Source organism: Nocardioides sp. Z13_37 (assembly GCF_058355585.1).
The window spans coordinates 698,773-720,162 of the sequence record NZ_JBZGDV010000001.1 but is presented as its reverse complement, the minus strand read 5'-3'; the positions used below and the strand labels follow the sequence as shown (position 1 = coordinate 720,162).

General features: G+C 68.7%; 13 protein-coding genes, 2 tRNA genes and 1 pseudogene. 2 read left to right on the top strand and 14 right to left on the bottom strand.

Going from position 1 to position 21,390, the window contains the following annotated elements:
- Positions 1–5: 5 nt before the first annotated feature.
- The gene (locus tag AC4H2S_RS03385) at positions 6–1,523 is read right to left on the bottom strand and encodes an ABC transporter substrate-binding protein (RefSeq protein WP_491495543.1); all 1,518 of its coding nucleotides are present in this window, start codon (positions 1,521–1,523) and stop codon (positions 6–8) included.
- A gap of 523 nt (positions 1,524–2,046) precedes the next feature.
- Positions 2,047–2,133 (bottom strand): annotated as a pseudogene (locus AC4H2S_RS03380) (helix-turn-helix domain-containing protein); the annotation flags it as partial.
- A 520-nt stretch (positions 2,134–2,653) separates the two neighbouring features.
- On the opposite strand from AC4H2S_RS03380, the gene AC4H2S_RS03375 reads away from it, so the two are divergent.
- Positions 2,654–4,390 (top strand): CRTAC1 family protein, encoded by a 1,737-nt coding sequence (locus AC4H2S_RS03375; protein WP_491495542.1) that lies wholly within the window; start codon positions 2,654–2,656, stop codon positions 4,388–4,390.
- Between the two features lie 669 nt (positions 4,391–5,059).
- Here AC4H2S_RS03375 and AC4H2S_RS03370 read toward each other — a convergent pair.
- The 12 genes from AC4H2S_RS03370 to dnaA form a co-directional block, all read right to left on the bottom strand.
- Positions 5,060–8,161, bottom strand: a complete 3,102-nt coding sequence (locus AC4H2S_RS03370; RefSeq protein ID WP_491495541.1) for a DEAD/DEAH box helicase — start codon at positions 8,159–8,161, stop codon at positions 5,060–5,062.
- A gap of 297 nt (positions 8,162–8,458) precedes the next feature.
- Positions 8,459–8,534: transfer RNA gene (locus tag AC4H2S_RS03365), tRNA-Ala, on the bottom strand.
- A gap of 27 nt (positions 8,535–8,561) precedes the next feature.
- The gene (locus AC4H2S_RS03360; RefSeq protein ID WP_491495540.1) at positions 8,562–8,687 is read right to left on the bottom strand and encodes a DLW-39 family protein; all 126 of its coding nucleotides are present in this window, start codon (positions 8,685–8,687) and stop codon (positions 8,562–8,564) included.
- A 35-nt stretch (positions 8,688–8,722) separates the two neighbouring features.
- A tRNA-Ile gene (locus tag AC4H2S_RS03355) sits at positions 8,723–8,796 on the bottom strand.
- A gap of 70 nt (positions 8,797–8,866) precedes the next feature.
- Positions 8,867–9,412 (bottom strand): DUF3566 domain-containing protein, encoded by a 546-nt coding sequence (locus AC4H2S_RS03350; RefSeq protein ID WP_491495539.1) that lies wholly within the window; start codon positions 9,410–9,412, stop codon positions 8,867–8,869.
- Between the two features lie 3 nt (positions 9,413–9,415).
- Positions 9,416–12,082: a DNA gyrase subunit A gene (gyrA, locus tag AC4H2S_RS03345; RefSeq protein ID WP_491495844.1), complete on the bottom strand. Its 2,667-nt coding sequence runs from the start codon at positions 12,080–12,082 to the stop codon at positions 9,416–9,418.
- Positions 12,083–12,232: 150 nt separating this feature from the next.
- Positions 12,233–14,434: a DNA topoisomerase (ATP-hydrolyzing) subunit B gene (gene gyrB / locus AC4H2S_RS03340; RefSeq protein WP_491495538.1), complete on the bottom strand. Its 2,202-nt coding sequence runs from the start codon at positions 14,432–14,434 to the stop codon at positions 12,233–12,235.
- A 479-nt stretch (positions 14,435–14,913) separates the two neighbouring features.
- Positions 14,914–15,540, bottom strand: a complete 627-nt coding sequence (locus tag AC4H2S_RS03335; protein WP_491495537.1) for a DciA family protein — start codon at positions 15,538–15,540, stop codon at positions 14,914–14,916.
- On the bottom strand, positions 15,530–16,666 hold the full coding sequence (gene recF, locus AC4H2S_RS03330) for a DNA replication/repair protein RecF (RefSeq protein ID WP_491495536.1): 1,137 nt from the start codon (positions 16,664–16,666) through the stop codon (positions 15,530–15,532). Before recF ends, AC4H2S_RS03335 begins: the two co-directional genes overlap by 11 nt.
- A gap of 6 nt (positions 16,667–16,672) precedes the next feature.
- The gene (gnd, locus tag AC4H2S_RS03325) at positions 16,673–17,716 is read right to left on the bottom strand and encodes a phosphogluconate dehydrogenase (NAD(+)-dependent, decarboxylating) (protein ID WP_491495843.1); all 1,044 of its coding nucleotides are present in this window, start codon (positions 17,714–17,716) and stop codon (positions 16,673–16,675) included.
- Positions 17,713–18,846, bottom strand: a complete 1,134-nt coding sequence (gene dnaN, locus AC4H2S_RS03320; protein ID WP_491495535.1) for a DNA polymerase III subunit beta — start codon at positions 18,844–18,846, stop codon at positions 17,713–17,715. Before dnaN ends, gnd begins: the two co-directional genes overlap by 4 nt.
- Before the next feature lie 427 nt (positions 18,847–19,273).
- On the bottom strand, positions 19,274–20,740 hold the full coding sequence (gene dnaA / locus AC4H2S_RS03315) for a chromosomal replication initiator protein DnaA (protein WP_491495534.1): 1,467 nt from the start codon (positions 20,738–20,740) through the stop codon (positions 19,274–19,276).
- A gap of 502 nt (positions 20,741–21,242) precedes the next feature.
- Here dnaA and rpmH point away from each other — a divergent pair.
- Entirely contained in the window at positions 21,243–21,380 is a 138-nt protein-coding gene (gene rpmH / locus AC4H2S_RS03310; protein ID WP_011758123.1) for a 50S ribosomal protein L34, read from the top strand.
- The last annotated feature ends 10 nt before the right edge of the window (positions 21,381–21,390 follow it).

Here is a 21,390-nt window from a genome sequence, read left to right as displayed (position 1 = left end):
GCCGACTACTCGCCGAGGGTGGCCGGGTAGAAGTAGGTGTCGTAGTTGGGCAGGATCTGCAGCCCCTCGACCTTCTCGGACTGGGCGATCGTGAAGTCACTGTAGTAGAGCGGCAGCGACGGCAGCGTCTCCCACAGCCGCGCCTGAAGCTCTGCATAGACGCTCTCGCGCTCCGCCGGGTCGACCGTCCGCTTGCCCTCGGAGACGAGCTCGTCGACGGTCGGGTCGGTCAGGTGCCAGCGATTGGCGCTGGTGTAGATGCCGACGGCGGAGGCCGGCTCACCGCCACTCGCCCAGCTGATGTGGTAGAGCAGGCCGGTGCCATTCTTCTTGGTGGAGTCGTCCACGAGCCCTGCGACGTCCGCGGTCACGAGTTTCGGCTTGAGCCCGACCTTCTCCAGCATGGCCACGACCGCCTGGCCGACCTTGTCCGCCGCGGGCAGGAACCCGGGAGCGGCCCAGATCTCGAACTCGAGCCCTTCGGCACCGGACTCCTTGACCAGCCGGGTGGCCTCCTCGATGTCCTGCTCGTAGCCCGGCTGGTTCTCGACGTAGTACAGGGTCTCGCTGGGCATGTGGCTCATCGCCGGCCGGCTCTCGCCCTGCACGAGGTTCTCGGTCAGCGACGCCCGGTCGATGGCCAGCATCACGGCGCGCCGCAGATCGGGGTTCTCGTCCCAGGCGGCCACGCGGCCGGGGATCGACCACAGGTTGACCTGCTCCGCAGCGGTCATCGACTCCACGGCGATGCCGCCGGTGGACGCCAGGCTCTCGTGGTGCTCGGCCGGGACCCGGTCGATCACGTCGGCCTGGCCGGCCTTGAGCGCGTTCACCCTCGTCTGCCCGTCACCGACGTACTCCCACACGAGGGTGTCGATGGCTGCCGGGTCACGCCAGTAGTCCTGGTTGGCGACCATCGTCTTCTTGGTCGGCGTCTCCTTCTCCAGCTTGAAGGGACCGGTCCCGTTCGGCTCGGAGGCCATCGCGTCGGCTCCCGCCGCGACGTCCTTCGCCGCGATGATCGGGGTCTGCCGGATCGCGTCGAAGATCGAGGCGAGCGGTGTCTCGGTGACCAGCCGGACCGTGTGATCGTCGACCACCTCGACCTGGGTCGGGACCCAGCGGTCGACGAGGATCGACTCCTCCCCCGTGGCGCCCGACGCCCACTCGAACGACGCCTTCACATCGTCGGACCCGAACTCTTGACCGTCGTGGAAGGTCACGTCCTCGCGAAGCTCGAACTCCCAGGTGCGCTCGTCGACCTGCTCCCAGGACGTCGCCAGCATCGGCTCCGGAGCGTCCAGCCGACCGCTCGGGAAGTCCATCAGGGTGTCGTAGATCTGGCGGCTCAGGCGGTGCTGGCTCTGCGCCGTGCTCGCATAGGGCGTCCAGTCGGCCCAGAAGTTCTCGGCGATCAGGAACCGGACCTCGCCGTCCGCGGGGCCGCCGGCATCGTCCGTGGAGCCGCCGGTCGGCGAGCAGGCTGCGAACAGAGACAGGGAGAGAAGAAGCCCCGCTCCCATCGTGATCCTCGAGCGCATCGGATAACCACCGCGTTCTACTAGATGGAATGATCGTTCCGCAAAACGTAGTGTGCGCCCGACACGCAAGTCAATGGGCAGTTCGCGAGCGCCGGAACCGCGAGTCGTCGCACGGCTTGGCGCTCGACGAGGCCGAACCAGACCTCGACGAGGTTCCTCCACGACGCGTGGGTCGGGGGTGAAGTGGACCGTGAACCGGGGGTGCTTTTCGAGCCAGTCGCGGACGTTCTTGTAGTTGTGGGCGGCGTAGTTGTCCATCACCAGGTGCAGCTCGACGGGCTGCCCGTGCTCGTCGACGGCGTCGCGGTAGGTCCGCTCGATCTGGCGCGAGAACGCGAGGAACTCCTGGTGGCGGTGCTTGGGCTTGAGTGACGCGGTCACCTGGCCGGTGGCGATCTCGAGGGCGCAAACAGGGTCGTGGCGCCTTCCACGGCTTGATCCCGTACGCCTTCCACGCACGATCCACCGTCTTGTGGCTGACCTTGCGCTCGGCGGCCTCGTAGCGATTGGGCCACTGGACCACCGTCGTCCGCGAGGCATCCACCCGAGCCGCGATCTCCTGGTTGCTCACCCCGTCGGCGGCCAGCAGCACGATCCGCGCGCTTCACCAGATCAGCCTTCACCGACCGCGACCGCCGGTGGCGGCCTCGGCGGCGTTGACCTGGGTGGCCAGGGCGATCGCGAGCGACCGCAGCTGCTCGGCGTTCATCTGGTCGAGCGTGCGCTCGACCGCGGCCTGATCGCGTTGGCGACCACGACATCGTCGACGGCCGGCTCCAGCGCGACTGCCGCGACATTCCAGTCGCCGCAAACCGTCCAGAGCCGGTTCAGCGCCTGGCCCGCCACCCCGAACCCACACCTGCTTGCTCATCAACCGACGAACCGCTCCGCGCCTCCCCAGTGGCCCGTCCCTTCCCTGGAAGGACAGCGTCGTACGCCCGCGGGCCATCCGGAGGGAGCGAGAGGCGTGAACCACCAGACTGTTGACGCCGCAGCACAGTACTGATAGACCTCTGCCGGCTCATTCTTGAAATTCGAATTCCATCTACTGAAACCACTCGATGGCGTGTGCCCGTCTCGGCGGGCCTGGCACGCAGATAGGAACCAGGCAGATGCGTAGAACCTCGACCGCGACGTTCGCGTTGACGATCCTCGCCGCGGGCCTCACCGCGACCTCCAATCCCGCGGGCGCCAGCCCAGCTGAACCGGACAGGCGGAGCACACCGGTCAGCTTGACCGAGACGACCCATCAGGCGGGACTCTGGGATCCCCTGCTCGGCATGTACGGACACGCTGCCCTGGCCGGCGACGTGAACGCCGACGGTTGGACCGATCTCGTGGTGGGCACCTTCGGCGATCGACCAGACGTGGACTATCAGGTTCGCAACTCACCAGGACGGTCTCCAGACCGCCTGTTGCTCGGCGGCCCGACGGGGTTCACAGCCGACCCGCACTTCCCTGCCTTCGTCGGCCGCACGACGGGCGGCGCCATCGTCGATCTAGACGGTGATGGGGACAACGACATGGTGCTGTCCCGCAACGGCGTGGTCCAGGCGAACGACCCCACCGGCGCCTACTCGATGCCGTCGATGATCCTGCGGAACGACGGGGGAAGGTTCACCGTGGCCCAGGAACTCTTCGGGCAGCGCACCATGCGGCACGTCGGAGTGCTCGACTACGACGGGGACAGCGACCTCGACCTGTTCTTCGTCAACGATCGGTACTACGGCAACGACTCCAGCGTGCTGCTGCGCAACGACGGCGACCTGACCTTCACCGACGTGACCGCGGAAGCAGGGCTGCCCACCACCGGGCTCACCGGTCTGGCGGTGGCCACCGTCGACCTCACCGGCGACGCCTTGCCGGACCTGCTGCTCTCCGGATCCCAGCGCAGCGAGCCCACCGCGGCAGGCATTTTGGACAGCGGTGCCGCGAGGATCTTCGTGAACCGCGGTGACGAAGGTTTCCGCGAGACCGACTCGAGCGCGATCACTTTCCAGACTCGCAGTCGCGGCGACGAATCCGGGGGCATCGCCGTCGGCGACCTCAACCGAGACGGGCTGCCTGACTTGGTGCTCGGCCAGCACATCGAAGGGACACCGGCTTCCAGCAGCCTGCTCGCTGACGGCCAGTCGATCCGGGTGTATCTGCACCGGGGGCTAGGAGCGGACGGCGGGCCAATGTTCCGAGAGATCGGCGCCGACGTCGGGCTCGGCGCGATCCACACCCGGGCTCCGCACGTCGAGCTCGTGGACATGGACAACGACGGCTGGCTCGACATTGTGGCGGCCACCTCGGTGGGAGATGGCACCAAGCCAGCTGTGTTCCGCTCGCTCGGCGTCCGGGACGGCCTGCCACAGTTCGCCAATCCCGAAGGCTTGGCTCCCGAGGAGCGGACCACCCCGCCCGAGCAGTCCGGTTGGGAGGGTCTCGGCATGTACCGCTACTGGGGAACCGGCACAACCTTGGACTACGACCGCGACGGCCGCATGGACCTCTTCCTCGCCGAGTGGTTCCCGGACCTCCCCTCCCGCCTGCTGCGCAACGAGTCCGGCGAGCACCTCCCGGCCCCGGCACGCAACAACTGGCTGCGGGTAGAGGGCACGGTGCCAGCTGCCGCGATCGGAGCGCGAGTAGACATCTACCGCCCCGGCGGCCTGGGCAGGGACACAGCCCTGATGGGCACCCATTACATCGTGGCGACGACGGGGTACGCGGGTGGCGTCGAGCCGCGGGTACACGCCGGACTCGGCCGGCTGCCGCAGGTCGATGTTCGGGTGACGCTGGCCGGCGGTGAGGTGCGGCACTACCGAAAGGTCCGGGCCAACCGAGTGCTCACCGTCGACTGATCGGTAGGTCCTTCCTGTCAGGTGGCAGGGTGAGGCGCCGCCACAGCTGGTTGTCGTGGCGGCGCCTCTGTTTGAGGGTCGAGGGCCCACCAACACCTGGGCATGACGCGCGACAACACGACTAGCCCTCCTCGATCGTGAGCAGGTGCGGGTTCTCGATCGTGCTGTGCCCGTTGAGCGACTCGATCCGGGCCGGGTCGGTCGGGGTGCGGGCCGGCCGAAGTGCTGGGCGATCGCGCACAGCGCCAGGAAACTCCCGGGTCGACCGGCGGTCATCTGCGGCCCGTTGTCAGAGACCGCGAGCAGGATCGGCCGGGTTTGATCATCGCTCTTGGGGTTTCGAGGAGGCCTTCGATCTCGAGCGCGGCAGTGAAGACGACCCCGACCTGAGTGGAGGTCGCCTCGCTGGACACGACGTTGGTGATCCACTGCCGAACTCGATCCCGCCGCCGTTCCCCTCACAAACAACGGACGCCACGGCGAGTCACTCACGGCAACCGTCCTCCCGCTCGATTGACATAACGGGCTCTTCCTACGTGAGGTGCGGGCTGGAGGATCTGCTTGGGGACATGTCGCTGACCCTAGTATCCGTGGCAGCTTGGGACGTTGATGTTCGGGCGCGTATCGCGCTGTTCGCATGCGCGGGCGTGGTCCCTGTTCGCCGCCTCCTTATGAGCTAGCCAGAGTGGCGCTTGCGAAGAACTCCGTGGGGACGGGGTATCGAAGCTCCCACGTGATGGCGATGGGACGTTCGCCGGTATGACTCACGTATGAGGCCGGTCCCAAGAACGTGTACGGGGCAGTGTCGTACTCGCCTCTTGGCTCTATTCGGCAAAAGATCAGCACCGTGCTGGTGCCCCCGAGATAGCGCTGACCCGTAGGTGAAGCGACTGACGTGGTGTTCTGCGACTCCCAATGGAACAACGTGGTGCTGATCGGGTAGTCGCGGTACATGGTGGTCGGGGAGTAGTCTGCCTCTGACTTCTTCAGGGTGACGAAGAAGGCATCGACGTTGAGCGCCTCGGAGTACGCGACGCCCTGCATCATGCTGGTTGGCTTGCGTTGGAGGTTGGCGTAGTCAATGGCGGCAAGGATCTCTTCGCGTTGGTATGACGCGTGGACTCGGAGCGGCACCTGCCCGAGTGATCCGGATAGTGGCAGCGCGGCATGCCGAGTCTCGTCGAACACCAGGTCGACGACCGCACCGAGCTCGGCGGCGGCGGCCTTTTCGTTGCGGATGGCGGCCAGGCCGTCGTCGTAGGATGAGAAGCCGCCGCCATTGGGGAAGGCGGAGAAGAAGAGCATCCGTGCCAGCCGTTGTTCCGCCTGCGTGAGGCCGTCGTACGGCGCATTGGACGTCAGCAAGCTGACATAGCTGGCCGCACGGACTCGATCGTCGATGTGCGCGAAGGCACGGATCCGCTTCAAGAGCTCAGCCTCGCGGGGCGTGCCATCGGGCGTCGGGAGGCCCGCGTCTCGCCGGAGCTGGGTCCAGGATTTCTGGCCGCGACGCAGGATGTCGGGCAGCTCGACCCCTGACTCGTGCACGAACGTCTGGAGGTCGAGGTCGCCGTAGGACCGAAGCTCCGCGGTCATCGCCTTCCAGCTGTTGGCGACTTGGGTGCGCAGGTTTTCGAGGATCAACGACTGGGCTTGTCGATCCATGACGATCTGGCAGCCGGACGGCAGGAAGGGGAACCCGCGTTCGATCTCGCGCTCGAGGCCCCGCCGCGTTTCGCCGGTGAGGGCGCGCAGCTTCTTGTCGAAGCGAAACTCTTGGCGCTGGTGACCGACGAAGTCGAGGACGGTCAGCACAGCCTTGTCGGGTGTGCGGCGAAGTCCACGACCTAGCTGCTGCAAGAAGATCGTGGCGCTCTCGGTGGGACGGAGGAACAGCACCGTGTCCACGTCTGGCAGGTCGAGGCCCTCATTGAACAGGTCGGCAGCGAAGAGGACGTTGACTCGGCGTGACTTGAGGTCGTCCAGCGCGCGCTGGCGCTCTGCTGCGGGCGTTTCGCCGCTGACCGCGAGTGCGGGGATGCCTGCGGCGTTGAACGCCTGGGCCATAAAGCGTGCGTGAGCGACGCCGACGCAGAAGCCAAGGGCGCGCATCGCTCCAGGATCAATCACCTTCTCGCGCAGTTGCTGAAGGACGATCGCGGCCCGCGCCTGGTTGCCGGTGTAGACGTGTGACAGCTCGCCCTCGTCGTATTGGCCTCGGCTCCAGCTGACGCGCCGTAGGTCGGTGCCATCGGCGACGGCGAAGTAGTGAAACGGGCAGAGCAGGTCCTTGCCGAGGGCGTCCCACAGCCGCAGTTCCGACGCGGTGCGCCCCTCGAAGAACTCGGCGCGGACGTCGATGCCGTCGGTGCGCTCCGGCGTTGCGGTGAGGCCAAGCAGCTCCCGTGGGGTCAGGTGGTCGAGGAGCCGTCGATACGTCGGCGCTTGGGCGTGGTGGAACTCGTCAATGACCACGATGTCGTAGGTGTCGGCCGGGATGTTCAGGACGCCGTAGGACTGCAGGGACTGCACGCTGGCAAAGACATGGTCCCACCGCTCGGGTCGTGCGCCGTCGACGTACAGCTCACCGAACGTCTGATCGGCAAGGACCTCTCGGTAGGTGCGCAGCGACTGCTGGAGGATTTCCTTGCGGTGCGCGATGAAGAGAAGTCGCGGCCGGTCGGTGGGTGTGGGCCCGCACAACCGGCGGTAATCGAGGGCAGCGACCACTGTCTTGCCTGTTCCGGTAGCTGCGACGACCAAGTTGCGGTGGCGGTTGTGGACGTCGCGCTCGACGGCGAGCTCGTCAAGCATGTGCTGCTGGTACAAGAACGGTCGAACCTCGAGTCCTGAGAGGCTGATAGTCACCCGGTCGTGCTGTCGTCGTCCCGAAGCTTCGGCGAGTGCGTCGTCCAAGCGGTCCCGGTCGACGTCCGGGTCGTACAGCTCGAAGCTCGCGTCGTTCCAGTACGTGTCAAAGGTGCCGTGGAACTTGTCGAGCAGCGATGGGGTTGCGATCCGGGACAACCGGACGTTCCATTCCACCCCATCGAGAAGGGCGGCGCGCGAGAGGTTGGAGGAGCCGACGTAGGCCGTGTCGTATCGGGTCTGGCGGCGGAACATCCACGCCTTGGCGTGCAGGCGGGTGCGGGCGGCGTCGTACTGGATCCGTACCTCTGCGCCGAGCTCGCGCACGAGCCGATCGAGCGCGGCCCGCTCAGTCGCGCCCATGTATGTCGTCGTGATCACGCGGAGTGGAGCTCGGCGTCGGCGCAGTCGCCCAAGCTCGTCCTCCAGGAGCCGGAGACCATGCCACTTGACAAAGGCGCACAGCAGATCCACCTCGTCCGAGGTGTCGATTTCGGCGCGCAGCTCGGCCGCAAGGTTCGGCTCGCCGACGCTGTTCGTCAGGAGCGCAGCGTCCGAGAGCGGCGTCTTGGGCCGAATAGATTCGATATCGACCACGCCAGGACCAGGCTCCATGGCAAGGCGCCGCAACTGGCGGGCAGGCGCATCCACTCTGGCTCCAGGGGCCTCAAGTAGGACGATGAGGTCGTTGAGCAGCTGAAGCCGACCGTCGGGATCCGTTCGGCCTTCGAGTGCGCTTCGAGTGAGCTCGTAGATGTGGCGCGCCAGCACGTGTGGTTGGTCAGCCGGATCCACCTTCGCGAACTCCGCCCGAAGCACGGCTTGGTCATCAAGCGCGGCCTGCAGCGCGTGGGTCACCAGATGCTCGTGAAGCCCGGGCACGACGAGCGGCTGTTCAGTCACCGGCCCAAGCTCTCACGCTCACCGGCGATTCGGGCACAAGCTCGACCGGCGGTCGGCGCCTATACCACCATGCGCAGGCTGGTCGCAGTGCGCGGAACGGCCTTCGACGCCGGCTACGGTCGGCGGGTAGGTGGATGATGGCCGCCCGTCGCGACAGAGGCCAGTTGGCCGGGACGTCTCGATCGATCTCGAGAGTCTCGCGCCTTCCCCCACCAGTCCCCCTAGAGACCGATCTCGAAGTCGACCGGAACACTCCAGAAAGAACAAAACCCCAGGATGACCTGCGGTCCTTTGGTTTGGTGGAGCCTAGGGGACTCGAACCCCTAACCCCCTGCTTGCAAAGCAGGTGCGCTACCAATTGCGCCAAGGCCCCGTGAGCGCCGGGCGCTCAAAGGTGGGCTCAGGCCTTGTCGACGGTGTCGGTGGCCTCGGCCCAGAGGGCCTGCTCGTTCTTGCCCTCGTCCATCTTCTTCTTCGCCAGGACCGCGCCGGCGGCGGCGAGGGCGACCAGCAGGAGCTTCTTCATGGACTCTCCTCGAGAGCGGAGCGAAGGGGATGGAGTGGGCCTAGGAGGACTTGAACCTCCGACCTCTTCCTTATCAGGGAAGCGCTCTAACCGTCTGAGCTATAGGCCCGTGCACGCCGCAAGCGGCGACGCCGAACGTTACCTGACCGCGGTCAGGCGGTGCCAATCGAGGTCGCGACTCACTTCTCGTCCTCGGCCAGGGTGACCTCGATGCCGCCGAGGAGGGCGGCCGCGAGGTTGTAGAGGAAGGCGGTCAGGGTGGCGATCGCGGTGAGCAGGATGACGTCGACCACCGAGACGAGGAGCGTGAAGCCGAGCACCCGCGACATGCCGACGTAGTTGGTGACGTCGAAGCTGGAGTTGCCGCTGTCGCCCTCGACGATGCTGCCCACGGCGGAGTTGATCGAGTCCCACACGCCGGCCGCGCCGAGCACCGACCACACCATGAAGATCGCGACGAAGGTGACCACGCCGAAGGCGACCGAGAGCAGGAACGCCGTCTTCATCACCGACCAGGGGTCGATGCGGGTCAGCCGGAGGCGGGCGCGCCGCGGCTGGCGCCCGGACGTACGCCGGGCGCGGTTGCCGCGCCCCGACTGCGGTCCGGCGTTGGCACGGTGCTCCTCAGCGGCGTTGGACAGCGTGTCCTGGAGCCGCCCGGTCAGCGACCTCTTGGTGGGCTCTCCGCCGGAGGTGCGGCGGGGAGTCGCGGTGCGTTCCGACATGGATCACTCCTCGGTGTCGTCGTCGGAGGGGGCTGCTTCCACAGCGTCCTGACCATCGATTGTTGCACCGTCGATCACGTCGGGCGATTCCGCAGCGGCCTCGCGGGCGGCTGCCTCGACCTCGGCGGCGCTCTCGGTGGCCAGCTCCTCGACCTCCTCGTCCTCGCGTGCCTCGACCGACCGGGCGACGACGGCGACGGTGTCGCCCTTCTTGGGCGTCACGAACTTCACGCCCTGGCTGTCGCGGCCGGTGGCCCGGAAGTTGGCGTCGATGGGGCTGCGGACGACCTGCCCGCCACTGGTGATCGAGAGGACCTCGTCACCCTCCTCGACGATGAACGCGCCGACCAGGCCGCCGCGGTCCTCGTTGGCGAGCTTGACCGCGCGGATCCCGACACCACCGCGGTTGGTGGTGCGGTAGTCGGTGATGCGGGTGCGCTTGGCGTAGCCGCCGTCGGTGATCGTGAAGACGTACTGCTCCTTCACCTCCGGCAGGTCGCCGGCCTCGATGGCCTCCGCCGACGCACCCTCCTGGACCAGGCGGGCCTCGGCGGCCTCCTCGGCCGCGACCTGCGCAGCGCGGATCACCGAGAGCGAGAGCACCGAGTCGTCGTCGTGCTTGAACTTCATGCCCCGCACGCCGCCGGTGGCGCGACCCATCGGACGCAGCTGGTCGTCGTCGGCGCGGAACCGGATCGCCTGGCCCTTGCGGGAGACGAGCAGGATGTCGTCGTCGGCGTTGACCAGCTCGGCGCCGATGAGCTCGTCGTCGTCCTCGCGGAAGTTGATCGCGATCACGCCGGCCTGGCGGGGGCTGTTGTAGTCGCCGAGCTTGGTCTTCTTGACCAGGCCGGTGCGGGTGGCCAGGACGAGGTAGGGCGCCTGGTCGTAGTCGCGGATCGCCAGCACCTGGGCGATGTCCTCGTCGGGCTGGAAGCTCAGCAGGCCGGCGACGTGGCCGCCCTTGGCGTCGCGTGCGGCCTCGGGGAGGTTGTAGGCCTTGGTGCGGTAGACGCGACCGGCCGTGGTGAAGAACAGCAGCCAGTGGTGGTTGGTGGTCGCGATGAAGTGCTGGACGACGTCGTCGCCGCGCAGCGTCGCGCCACGCACGCCCTTGCCGCCGCGCTTCTGCAGCCGGTACTGGTCGGCGCGGGTGCGCTTGGCGTAGCCGCCGCGGGTGATGGAGACGACGAGGTCCTCGTCGGGGATCAGGTCCTCCATCGACAGGTCGCCGTCGGCCGCGATGATCTGCGTACGCCGCTCGTTGCCGTGCTTGTCGACGATCTCGGTGAGCTCGTCGGAGACGATCTGCCGCTGGCGGGCCTCGTTGGCCAGGATGTCCTCGAGGTCGGCGATCACGCGCTCGAGGTCGGCGAGGCGGTCCATGATCTTCTGCCGCTCCAGGGCGGCCAGGCGGCGCAGCTGCATCTCGAGGATGGCGTTGGCCTGCACCTCGTCGATCTCGAGCAGGCTCATCAGCCCGCTGCGCGCCTCCTCGACGTCGGGGCTGCGGCGGATGAGGGCGATGACCTCGTCGAGGGCGTCGAGCGCCTTGGCCAGACCGCGGTAGATGTGCGCCTGGCGCTCGGCCTCCGCGAGGCGGAAGCGGGTGCGCCGCTGGATGACCTCGATCTGGTGGGTGACCCAGTGCGAGATGAACTGGTCGACCGGCAGGGTGCGCGGCACCCCGTCGACCAGCGCCAGCATGTTGGCGGAGAAGTTGCTCTGCAGCTCGGTGTGCTTGAACAGGTTGTTGAGCACGACCCGGGCGACGGCGTCGCGCTTGAGGATGATGACCAGGCGCTGACCGGTGCGCGAGCTGGTGTCGTCGCGGACGTCGGAGATGCCCTGGATCCGGCCGGAGTCGGCGAGCTCGGCGATCTTGAGCGCGAGGTTGTCGGGGTTGACCATGTAGGGGAGCTCGCTGATGACCAGCATCACCCGGCCCTTGGCGTCCTCGTCGATCTCGACGACGGCCCGCTGGGTGATCGAGCCGCGCCCGGTGCGGTAGGCCTGCTCGATGCCCTGGCGGCCGACGATCAGCGCGCCGTTGGGGAAGTCGGGGCCCTTGATCCGCTCGAGGAGCGCGTCCTGGAGCTCCTCCCTGGTGGCGTCGGGGTGCTCGAGCGCCCAGATGGCTCCCTCGGCGACCTCACGCAGGTTGTGCGGCGGGATGTTGGTCGCCATGCCGACCGCGATGCCGGCCGAGCCGTTGACCAGCAGGTTGGGGAAGCGGCTGGGCAGGATGGTCGGCTCTTGGGAGCGACCGTCGTAGTTGGGCTGGAAGTCGACGGTGTCCTCGTCGATGTCGCGCACCATCTCCATCGCCAGCGGCGCCATGCGGCACTCGGTGTATCGCATGGCGGCGGCGGAGTCGTTGCCCGGCGAGCCGAAGTTGCCCTGGCCGTTGATCAGCGGCGCGCGCAGCACCCAGGGCTGGGCGAGGCGGACCATGGTGTCGTAGATCGCCGAGTCGCCGTGGGGGTGGTACTGACCCATCACGTCACCCACGACGCGCGAGCACTTGGAGAAGCCGCGGTCGGGGCGGTAGCCGCCGTCGTACATCGCGTAGAGGATGCGCCGGTGCACGGGCTTGAGCCCGTCGCGGACGTCGGGAAGCGCGCGCCCGACGATGACGGTCATCGCGTAGTCGATGTACGACTGCTGCATGAGCGTCTGCAGCTCGATGGGCTGCACGCGCTCGTCGTCGCGGCCGCCGCCGCCGGGTCCGCCGGTGAGGTCGGTGGGGATCTCGGTCATCTCGTCTTCTCTCCTGCGTTCTATCGATGTCTAGGTCGGGTCTTAGATGTGTCTAGAGACCTAGATATCGAGGAATCGAACGTCCTTGGCGTTGCGCTGGATGAACGAACGGCGCTGCTCCACGTCCTCGCCCATGAGGATCGAGAAGATCTCGTCGGCCTGGGCGGCGTCCTCGAGGGTGACCTGCTTGAGCAGCCGGGCGTCGGGGTCCATCGTGGTCTCCCACAGCTCGTCGGCGTTCATCTCGCCGAGACCCTTGTAGCGCTGGACCGGATTCTCCTTGGGGAGCTTCTTGCCCTGTGCCTGCCCGTCGGCGAGCAGCGCGTCGCGCTCGGCGTCGGAGTAGACGAACTCGTGCTCGGCCGGCTTGTTCCAGCGCAGCCGGTAGAGCGGGGGCTGGGCCATGTAGACGAAGCCGTGCTCGATGAGCGGCTTCATGAAGCGGAACAGCAGCGTGAGGAGCAGCGTGTTGATGTGGTGGCCGTCGACGTCGGCGTCGGCCATCATCACGACCTTGTGGTAGCGCAGCTTCTCGAGGCTGAACTCCTCCTGGATGCCGGTGCCGAGCGCGGAGATGATCGCCTGGACCTCGGCGTTGGCGAGCACCTTGTCGATGCGGGCCTTCTCGACGTTGAGGATCTTGCCGCGGATCGGGAGGATCGCCTGGATGCGCGGGTCGCGTCCCTGGCGCGCAGAGCCGCCGGCCGAGTCGCCCTCGACGATGAAGACCTCGCACTCGGCGGGGTTGGTCGACTGGCAGTCGCTGAGCTTGCCGGGCAGGCCGCCGCCGCCGAGGAGGCCCTTGCGGTTGCGGGCCAGCTCGCGGGCCTTGCGGGCGGCGATGCGCGCGCTGGCCGCGGCCTGCGACTTGCGGACGATCTCGCGACCCTCGGCGGGGTTCTCCTCGAGCCAGGCGCCGAGCTGGTCGTTCATGATCCGCTGGGTGAAGCCCTTGGCCTCGGTGTTGCCGAGCTTGGTCTTGGTCTGGCCCTCGAACTGCGGCTCGCTGAGCTTGATCGAGATGATCGCGGTGAGGCCCTCACGGATGTCGTCGCCGGAGACGCGGTCCTCCTTCTTCTTGATCAACCCCCACTCCTCACCCCAGTTGTTGACCAGGGAGGTGAGCGCGGCGCGGAAGCCCTCCTCGTGGGTGCCGCCCTCGTGGGTGTTGATGTTGTTGGCGAAGGTGTGGACCGACTCGGTGTAGGAGGTGTTCCACTGCATCGCGACCTCGAGGCTCATGTGCTGCCCGCTCGCGCCCTCCGCGGTCTCGGCCTCGAAGGAGATGACCGTCGGGTTGGCCACGGTCTTGCGGCGGTTGAGGTGCTCGACGTAGTCGACCAGGCCGCGGTCGTACTTGAAGACCTGCTCGAGGCCCCCGGCCTCCGCGCGCTTGATCGCGTCGTGGCCGGCGTCGACCTCGTCGGTGACGGTGTCGTCCTCGACCGCGTCGACGCGGGAGTCGGCCTCGGGCCGCTCGTCGCGCACGACGAACTCGACGCCCTTGTTGAGGAACGCCATCTCGCGCAGCCGCGAGGTGATGGTCTCGAGGTGGTAGGTGGTGCTCTCGAAGATGTCCTCCGAGGCGTACCAGGTGACGGTGGTGCCGGTCTGCTCGCCGGGCTCCATCGGGCGCACCTGCTCGAGGTCGGCCTCCGGCACGCCGAGGTGGAACGTCTGGCGCCACAGGTGGCCGCGGTTCTTGACCTCGGCGACCAGGCGGCTGGACAGCGCGTTGACGACCGACACGCCGACGCCGTGCAGGCCGCCGGAGACCTTGTAGCCGCCGCCGCCGAACTTGCCGCCCGCGTGCAGCATGGTCAGCGCCATCGTGAGCGCCGGCATGTCCTGACCGGGCGCGGTGTCGGTGGGGATGCCGCGGCCGTTGTCCTCGACCCGCACGCCGCCGTCGGCCTGCAGGGTGAGCACGATGCGGGTCGCGAAGCCGGCCAGCGCCTCGTCGACGCCGTTGTCCACGATCTCCCAGATCAGGTGGTGCAGGCCGCGCTCGCCCGTGGACCCGATGTACATGCCGGGGCGCTTGCGCACCGCCTCGAGGCCCTCGAGCACCTGGATCGCGGAGGCGTCGTACTCCACGCCCTCGTCGACGGCCGTGTTGGAGCGCTTCTCGGCGGTGGCCTCGACGGCGGAGGCGAGGGCCTCGGCGCGCTGGGCCTCCGTGGGCTGGGTCTCGTCGGAGGGATCGGGAGCAGAAGCGGAGTCGGGGGTGGCTGGGGTGGACTCGTGATTCTGTTCGCTCAAGGCACAGCCTTCTGCTCATCGCCCCGGGCGGGTCCGGGGACGCTCGACATGAGTCGAGTCGCGGCGGTTGCGGTGGCAACACGATCTGCGACTCGTGAGCCCATATTACCCGTCAGGGCGCTCCAAACGAAGGACCAACCCCCGGATGGGGATGGATCCCGGTGCAAAAACCGCTCCAGCGGGCCTGTGGAGGCCTGTCAGCCGCTCGAACAGGGGGGTCGGTGGGTCCCCATGTGGTCCGGCGGCTGCCAGATCGGCAGAGCGCGGCTCCGGCGCTCGCGGCGGCGGCCCTTGCCCGCCCGCGCGCTGACGGTTCATCAAGGTATGTCGCCGAACCCGCACATCCCATGGCGAGCTGACCGTGGGAAGTGACGGTTCGCCTGCATACCTTGATGAACCAACGCCGCCGCGGCGGATCGCTCAATCCTGGGCCCACGACCGCGAGCAGCTCCCGCTGGGCGAGTGACTGCCGTCGGTCCTCAGCCGTAGGTGTCGCGCGGGCCGCGACCGTCGCGGCTCGAGAGCCGGCCCTTGGTCCAGGTCGGCAGGTGCGGGCCGACCACCTCGATCAGGGTGACCGTGCCGTGGCCGAGCTCCTCGTTGAGCCGGCGTACGACGGTGGGCGCGAGCAGCTTGAGCTGGGTGGCCCAGGCGGTTGAGTCGGTGCGCACCACCAGCCTTCCGTCGGCGAAGGACTCCGGCGTGCAGTGGTCGGCCACCTCCGAGCCGACGAGGTCGGCCCACCGCCCGAACACGCCCTGCACCTTGAGGTCGAGCTCCCACCCGTGGTTGGCGATCAGCCGGCCCATCGCCTGGTCGAGCGGCTGCGGGTCGCGGTCGTCGGGCCGGGCGCCGGACGCCCGCGGGGGCGTACGCCGTCGCGGTCCGTTGGAGCGGCGCCGGGTGGGCTTCCCCCCGGGACCGGCGGCGGCGGCACGCGCGGCCGCGCGGGCGAGGTCGAGCCCCTCGGCGCGGTGCTCGGCCAGCGGGCCGGGGACGGCGGCGCTCGTGTCGGCGCTCGTGTCGGCGCTCGAGTGCTCGGCCGCAGCGTCGGCCGTGTCGTCCTGGGTTGCCCCGGGGGTGCCGGGACGCTCGTCATCCGTCACGGGTCACCGCCCCGTCGGCGACGAGGTAGCGCACGCCCTGCAACGACGCGGGCACGTCGGCGGCGACCGCGGCGGTGACCAGCACCTGCTCGGCTCCCGCGACGAGCTCGGCCAGCTGCTGGCGTCGTTCGGAGTCGAGCTCGGCGAACACGTCGTCGAGCACCAGGATCGGGTCGTCCCCGTCGGCGCGGAGCAGGTCGTAGGAGGCCAGCCGGAGCGCGAGGGCGTACGACCACGACTCGCCGTGCGAGGCGTAACCCTTGACCGGCAGCCGCAGCTGCGGGTCGCCGAGGGTGAGCAGCAGCTCGTCGCGGTGCGGGCCGACGAGCGAGATGCCGCGGTCGAGCTCCTCCTTGCGGCGCGCCGCGACCGCGTCGAGGAGCGCCTGCCGCAGGTCGTCGGTCGAGGCGGTCACCTCGACGCTCGCGCGGTAGTCGAGGTCGGCGTCGTCGCGGCTCGCGCCTCGCGCGACCGCCTCGTAGGCCTTGCCGAGGTACGGGCGCAGGTCGTCGACGAGGCGCAGCCGGGCGCCGAGGATCTCCGCGCCGACCCGGGCCAGGTTGTCGTCCCAGATCTCCAGCGTCGACATCGCCGCGTCGCGCGAGGACCCGCGCGCCACCCCGGCGGTCTTGAGCAGGCTGTTGCGCTGCTTGAGCACCCGGTCGTAGTCGGAGCGCACGCCGGCCAGGCGGGGCGTGCGCAGCACCAGCAGGTCGTCGAGGAACCTGCGCCGGTCCGACGGGTCGCCCTTGACCAGGGTCAGGTCGTCGGGGGAGAACACGACGGTGCGCACCAGGCCGACGATCTCGCGGGGGCGGGGGAGGGGAGAGCGGTTGATCCGGGCGCGGTTGGCGCGGCCCGGGTTGAGCTCGACCTCGAGCAGCGCCGTGCGCCCGTCCTTGACGACCGAGGCACGCACGATCGCCTGCTCGGCGCCGGCGCGGACCAGGGGCGCGTCGGTCGCCACCCGGTGCGATGACAGCCGCGAGAGGTAGTCGATCGCCTCGACCAGGTTGGTCTTGCCCTGGCCGTTGCGTCCGATGAACGCCGTCGCCCCCGGCTCCAGCGCGACGTCGATGTCGGCGTAGGAGCGGAAGTTGTGCAGGGTCAGGTGCGCGACGTGCAAGGGGACCTAGCTCTCGCTCGGCTCCTGGCCGCTGCCCGCGCCGGCCTTCTGCGAGGTCTCGGTCTGGTCGGGCGCGCCGGCGCCGTCGGCGTCGCCGCCCTTGGGGGCCGGGGTGCGCACCGCGTGGCCGCCGAACTGGTTGCGCATCGCGGCGACCGCCTTCATCGCCGGGCTGTCGTCCTGGCGGGAGACGAAGCGGGCGTAGAGGGCGGCGGTGATCGCGGGGGTCGCGACGGCGTTCTCGATGCCGGCCTCGACGGTCCACCGGCCCTCGCCGGAGTCCTCGGCGTAGCCGGCGATCTTGCTCAGGCCCGGGTCGTCGTCGAGGGCGGCGACCATGAGGTCGAGCAGCCACGAGCGGATGACGGTGCCCTCGCGCCACGAGCGGAACACCTCGGTGACGTTGTCGACCATGTCGACCTTCTGGAGCAGCTCCCAGCCCTCGGCGTAGGACTGCATGATCGCGTACTCGATGCCGTTGTGGACCATCTTGGAGAAGTGGCCGGCGCCCACCTTGCCCGCGTGGACGGAGCCGAAGTCGCCCTCGGGGGCGAGCGCGTCGAAGGCCGGCTGGACCTTGGCGATGTCGTCGCCGTCGCCGCCGTACATCAGGGCGTAGCCGTTGTCGAGGCCCCAGACGCCTCCGGAGACGCCGCAGTCGACGTAGCCGATCTGCTTCTCGGCGAGCAGCTCGGCGTTGGCGATGTCGTCGGTCCAGCGCGAGTTGCCGCCGTCGACGACGACGTCGCCCTCGCCGAGCAGGTCCGCCAGCTCGGTGATCGTCGCCCGGGTCGGGTCGCCGGCGGGGACCATCACCCACACGACCTTCGGGCTGGGCAGCGCCTCGACGAGCGCCTCGAGCGAGTCGACGTCGCTGACGTCGGGGTTGCGGTCGAAGCCGACGACCGTGAGTCCCGCGCGGCGCATGCGTTCACGCATGTTGCCGCCCATCTTGCCGAGCCCGACGAGTCCGATGTCCATGTCGGTGAGCCTAGCCGCAGTCGGGTCCCGACCGGCCGGACCGGACCCGACCGTCGACGCCGCGCTCAGCTGAGCAGGCGCCGGGGCATCAGCAGGTAGCGGAAGGAGCCGGAGTCGTCGGTGTCGGTGCCGGAGATGACGACCGGCTTGGTGGCCTGGGTGAACGCCAGGTCGACCATCTCGCCGTCGATCGCGGTGAGCCCGTCGAGCAGGAACTGCGGGTTGAAGCCGGTGGTGAGGTCGTCGCCGGTGATGTCGGCGTCGACCGCCTCGGTCGCCATCGCCTCGTCGCCGGAGCCGGCGTCGAGGACGATCTGGTTGTCACCGAACTTCATCTGTACGGCGGTGTTGCGCTCGGCCACGAGCGCCACCCGCTTGACGGTCTCGATGAGCTCGGCCTTGTTGACCTTGGCCACGGTGAGGTGCTCGGCCGGGAACAGCGAGCGCACCTTCGGGAACTCGCCGTCGAGCAGGCGCGTGGTGGTGCGGCGCACGCCGCCGAGCCCGGTGCCCTCGAAGCCGATGAGGCCCTCGCCGCCGCCGCTGGCGCTCAGCGCGATGGTGACCTCGGCGCCCGAGGTCAGCGACTTCGCCGTGTCGCCGAGCACCTTGGCCGGCACGAGCGCGGCGACGGACTCGTCGGGCGACTGCGGGTTCCAGGTGAGCTCGCGGTGGGAGAGCCGGAAGCGGTCGGTGGCCAGCAGCGCCATCGTGGAGCCGTCGATCTCGATGCGTACGCCGGTGAGCACCGGGAGCATGTCGTCGCGGCCCGCGGCCGTCACCGCCTGGGCGACGGCGTGGGCGAAGTCGGCGCTGGAGACGGTGCCGGTGGCCGAGGGCATCTCGGGCAGCGTGGGGTAGTCGGAGACCGGCATGGTCTGGAGGCTGAAGCGCGCCGATCCGCAGGTGAGCGACACGCGTGGTCCCTCGAGGGTGAGCTCGACGGGCTTGGCGGGCAGGCTGCGGCAGATGTCGGCGAGCAGGCGGCCGCTGACCAGCGCGCGGCCCTCGTCGTTGACCTCGGCGGAGAGCGTGGCGCGGGCGGAGGTCTCGTAGTCGAACGTCGAGAGCATCAGCCCGGCGTCGTTCGCCTCGATCAGCAGGCCGGCCAGGACCGGCGAGCTGGGACGGACCGGCAGGCTGCGGGCAGCCCAGGCAACGGCATCGGCGAAGACGTCGCGTTCGACGCGGAACTTCACAAGGGTCTCCTCGACGAGAGGTGGTGGTGCGGGCAACGAGCGACTGCACGCAGGCGGGGGCAGGAACCACAGGCGTGCACGTGGGAAGTGCATCCTGCCACGCGCTGTCGGCGCGGCGGCAGGGTTCTCCCCAGAGGGAGGCATGTCATTCGTTGGTGGGTGATGAGTCCAGTGGTGAGGTTCATAGTGGTCATAGGGACCGTGGAAACTGTGGAGGAGCCGCGTTGATGCAGGTCAGGGCGCCGCGAGGCTGTGGATGATGGCTGTGGACGCCGGAGCGGCGACCTGCGGGGTGGTGTGGACGAGCGACGGGTTCGTGTGATTCCTCCCGGGGAGTCCACAGGGGCTGGGGACGACGCGGCGGACCGAACCACAAGTTCTCCACACGTGAGGGACCTTCCGCGCAGGTGCGACGGTGTCGGGCCGGTCAGCCCTGGCGGGCCTGCATCTTGATCCGGTTGGTGAGCTCGCTGACCTGGTTGAACACGGCGCGGCGCTCGGCGAGGAGCTGGCGGATCTTGCGATCGGCGTACATCACCGTGGTGTGGTCGCGCCCACCGAACTCGCGACCGATCTGCGGCAGCGACATCGAGGTGAGCTCGCGGCACAGGTACATGCCGATCTGGCGGGCCATCACCAGGTGCCGGCCGCGCGAGGGCCCGGTGAGGTCCTCGAGGCTGACCCCGAAGTAGGCCGCGGTCTGGGCGATGATCAGCGCGTGGGTGATCTCCGGCTCGCCGCCCTCGGGGATCAGGTCCTTGAGGACGATCTCGGCCAGGGTCATGTCGACCTCCTGGCGGTTGAGGTTGGCGAACGCCGTCACCCGGATCAGTGCGCCCTCGAGCTCGCGGATGTTGGTCTGGATCTTGGAGGCGATGAACTCCAGCACGTCGGGCGGCGCGGTGAGCCGGTCCATCGCGGCCTTCTTGCGCAGGATCGCGATGCGGGTCTCGAGGTCGGGCGGCTGCACGTCGGTGATCAGGCCCCACTCGAAGCGGTTGCGCAGCCGGTCCTCGAGCGCCTCGAGTCGCTTGGGCGCGCGGTCGGAGGTCAGCACGATCTGCTTGTTGGCGTTGTGGAGGGTGTTGAACGTGTGGAAGAACTCCTCCTGCGTCTGCGTCTTGCCCTCGAGGAACTGGATGTCGTCGATGAGCAGCACGTCGACGTCGCGGTAGCGCCGCTTGAACCGGTCCTGGCGGTCGTCGCGGATCGCGTTGATGAACTCGTTGGTGAACTCCTCGCTGGAGACGTAGCGCACCTTCGCGTTGCTGTAGAGGCTGCGGACGTAGTGGCCGATGGCATGCAGCAGGTGGGTCTTGCCCAGGCCCGACTCGCCGTAGACCAGGAGCGGGTTGTACGCCTTGCCGGGCGCCTCGGCGACAGCGACGGCGGCCGCGTGGGGAAAGCGGTTGGACGAGCCGATGACGAACGTCTCGAACGTGTACTTGGGGTTGAGCCGGGTCTCCAGCGCGGACGGCCGGCGCTCGGCGGCCATGCCGCCCATCGGCTCGTAGGACTCCGGCGCGCTCGGCGCCGGCGGCTCGTAGGCCGCCTGCCGGTTTGTCGACAAAGCGTCAGATCGATCTGTCGATTCGTCGATCTGCGAGGTCGCCTCGGCCTCGAGGGCGGGGTTGACCGTGACGAGCATCCGGATCTCGCGGCCGAAGCTCTCGGAGAGCGCGTCCTCGATGTGGTTGCGCAGCCGGCCCTCGAGCTGGTTGCGGGTGAAGTCGTTGGGCACCGCGATGATCGCGGTGTTCTCGTGGAGCGTCATCGGCACGCTCGGCCTCAGCCAGGCGCGCTGGTTGGGCTGGAGGTCCTCGACGATCTGCTGCCACGCTGTCCCGAGATCTACCTGCTGGTCGTCCACCCGGACCGCCTTCGCTTCCACCATGTCGTCATGCGCGTGTTGCTGCTCGATTTCCCGCCTCGCACGGACGCGCCACCGATTCGACGATGAGGCTTCCACAGAGTTGTCCACAAGCTGTGAACTGCCGGTCCCGACCCGGGCGACCGGCTCCCCGTACCCCCGTCGTCGGCCGGACCCTCCACCGTTTTCGCAGGTCACGGGGCTGTCGTCGGCCTTCGTGGCCCGGGTCGCACGACCTCGTGGACCCTGGGGGGACCGTGGTCGGACGAGACCGCGGAGACAGGGAACGTAACAACCGGGCGAGCCGTGGAGCAAGACGTCATCCACAGGCTGTGTCCAGCAGGGGGCTCGCGGGTTTGACCCCCCGTTTCCCCTCCGCGTACCGTTGGCCGGTCGCTCCCTGTCGACGGGTGCCGCATGTCCACGATCCGCCGCCTGGCGGCTGCGTGGGTGCGCGGTGCCGGCCGAATGCCTGCACCGACGCCGTGTGGAGTGGACATCCCTCGAAACCTTCGGAGAAATAGCCGTGAGCAAGCGTACGTACCAGCCGAACAACCGTCGCCGTCACAAGGTGCACGGCTTCCGCCTGCGCATGCGGACCCGTGCCGGTCGCGCCATCCTGTCCAGCCGGCGCCGCAAGGGCCGCAAGAGCCTGGCCGTCTGAGGCCGGGGCT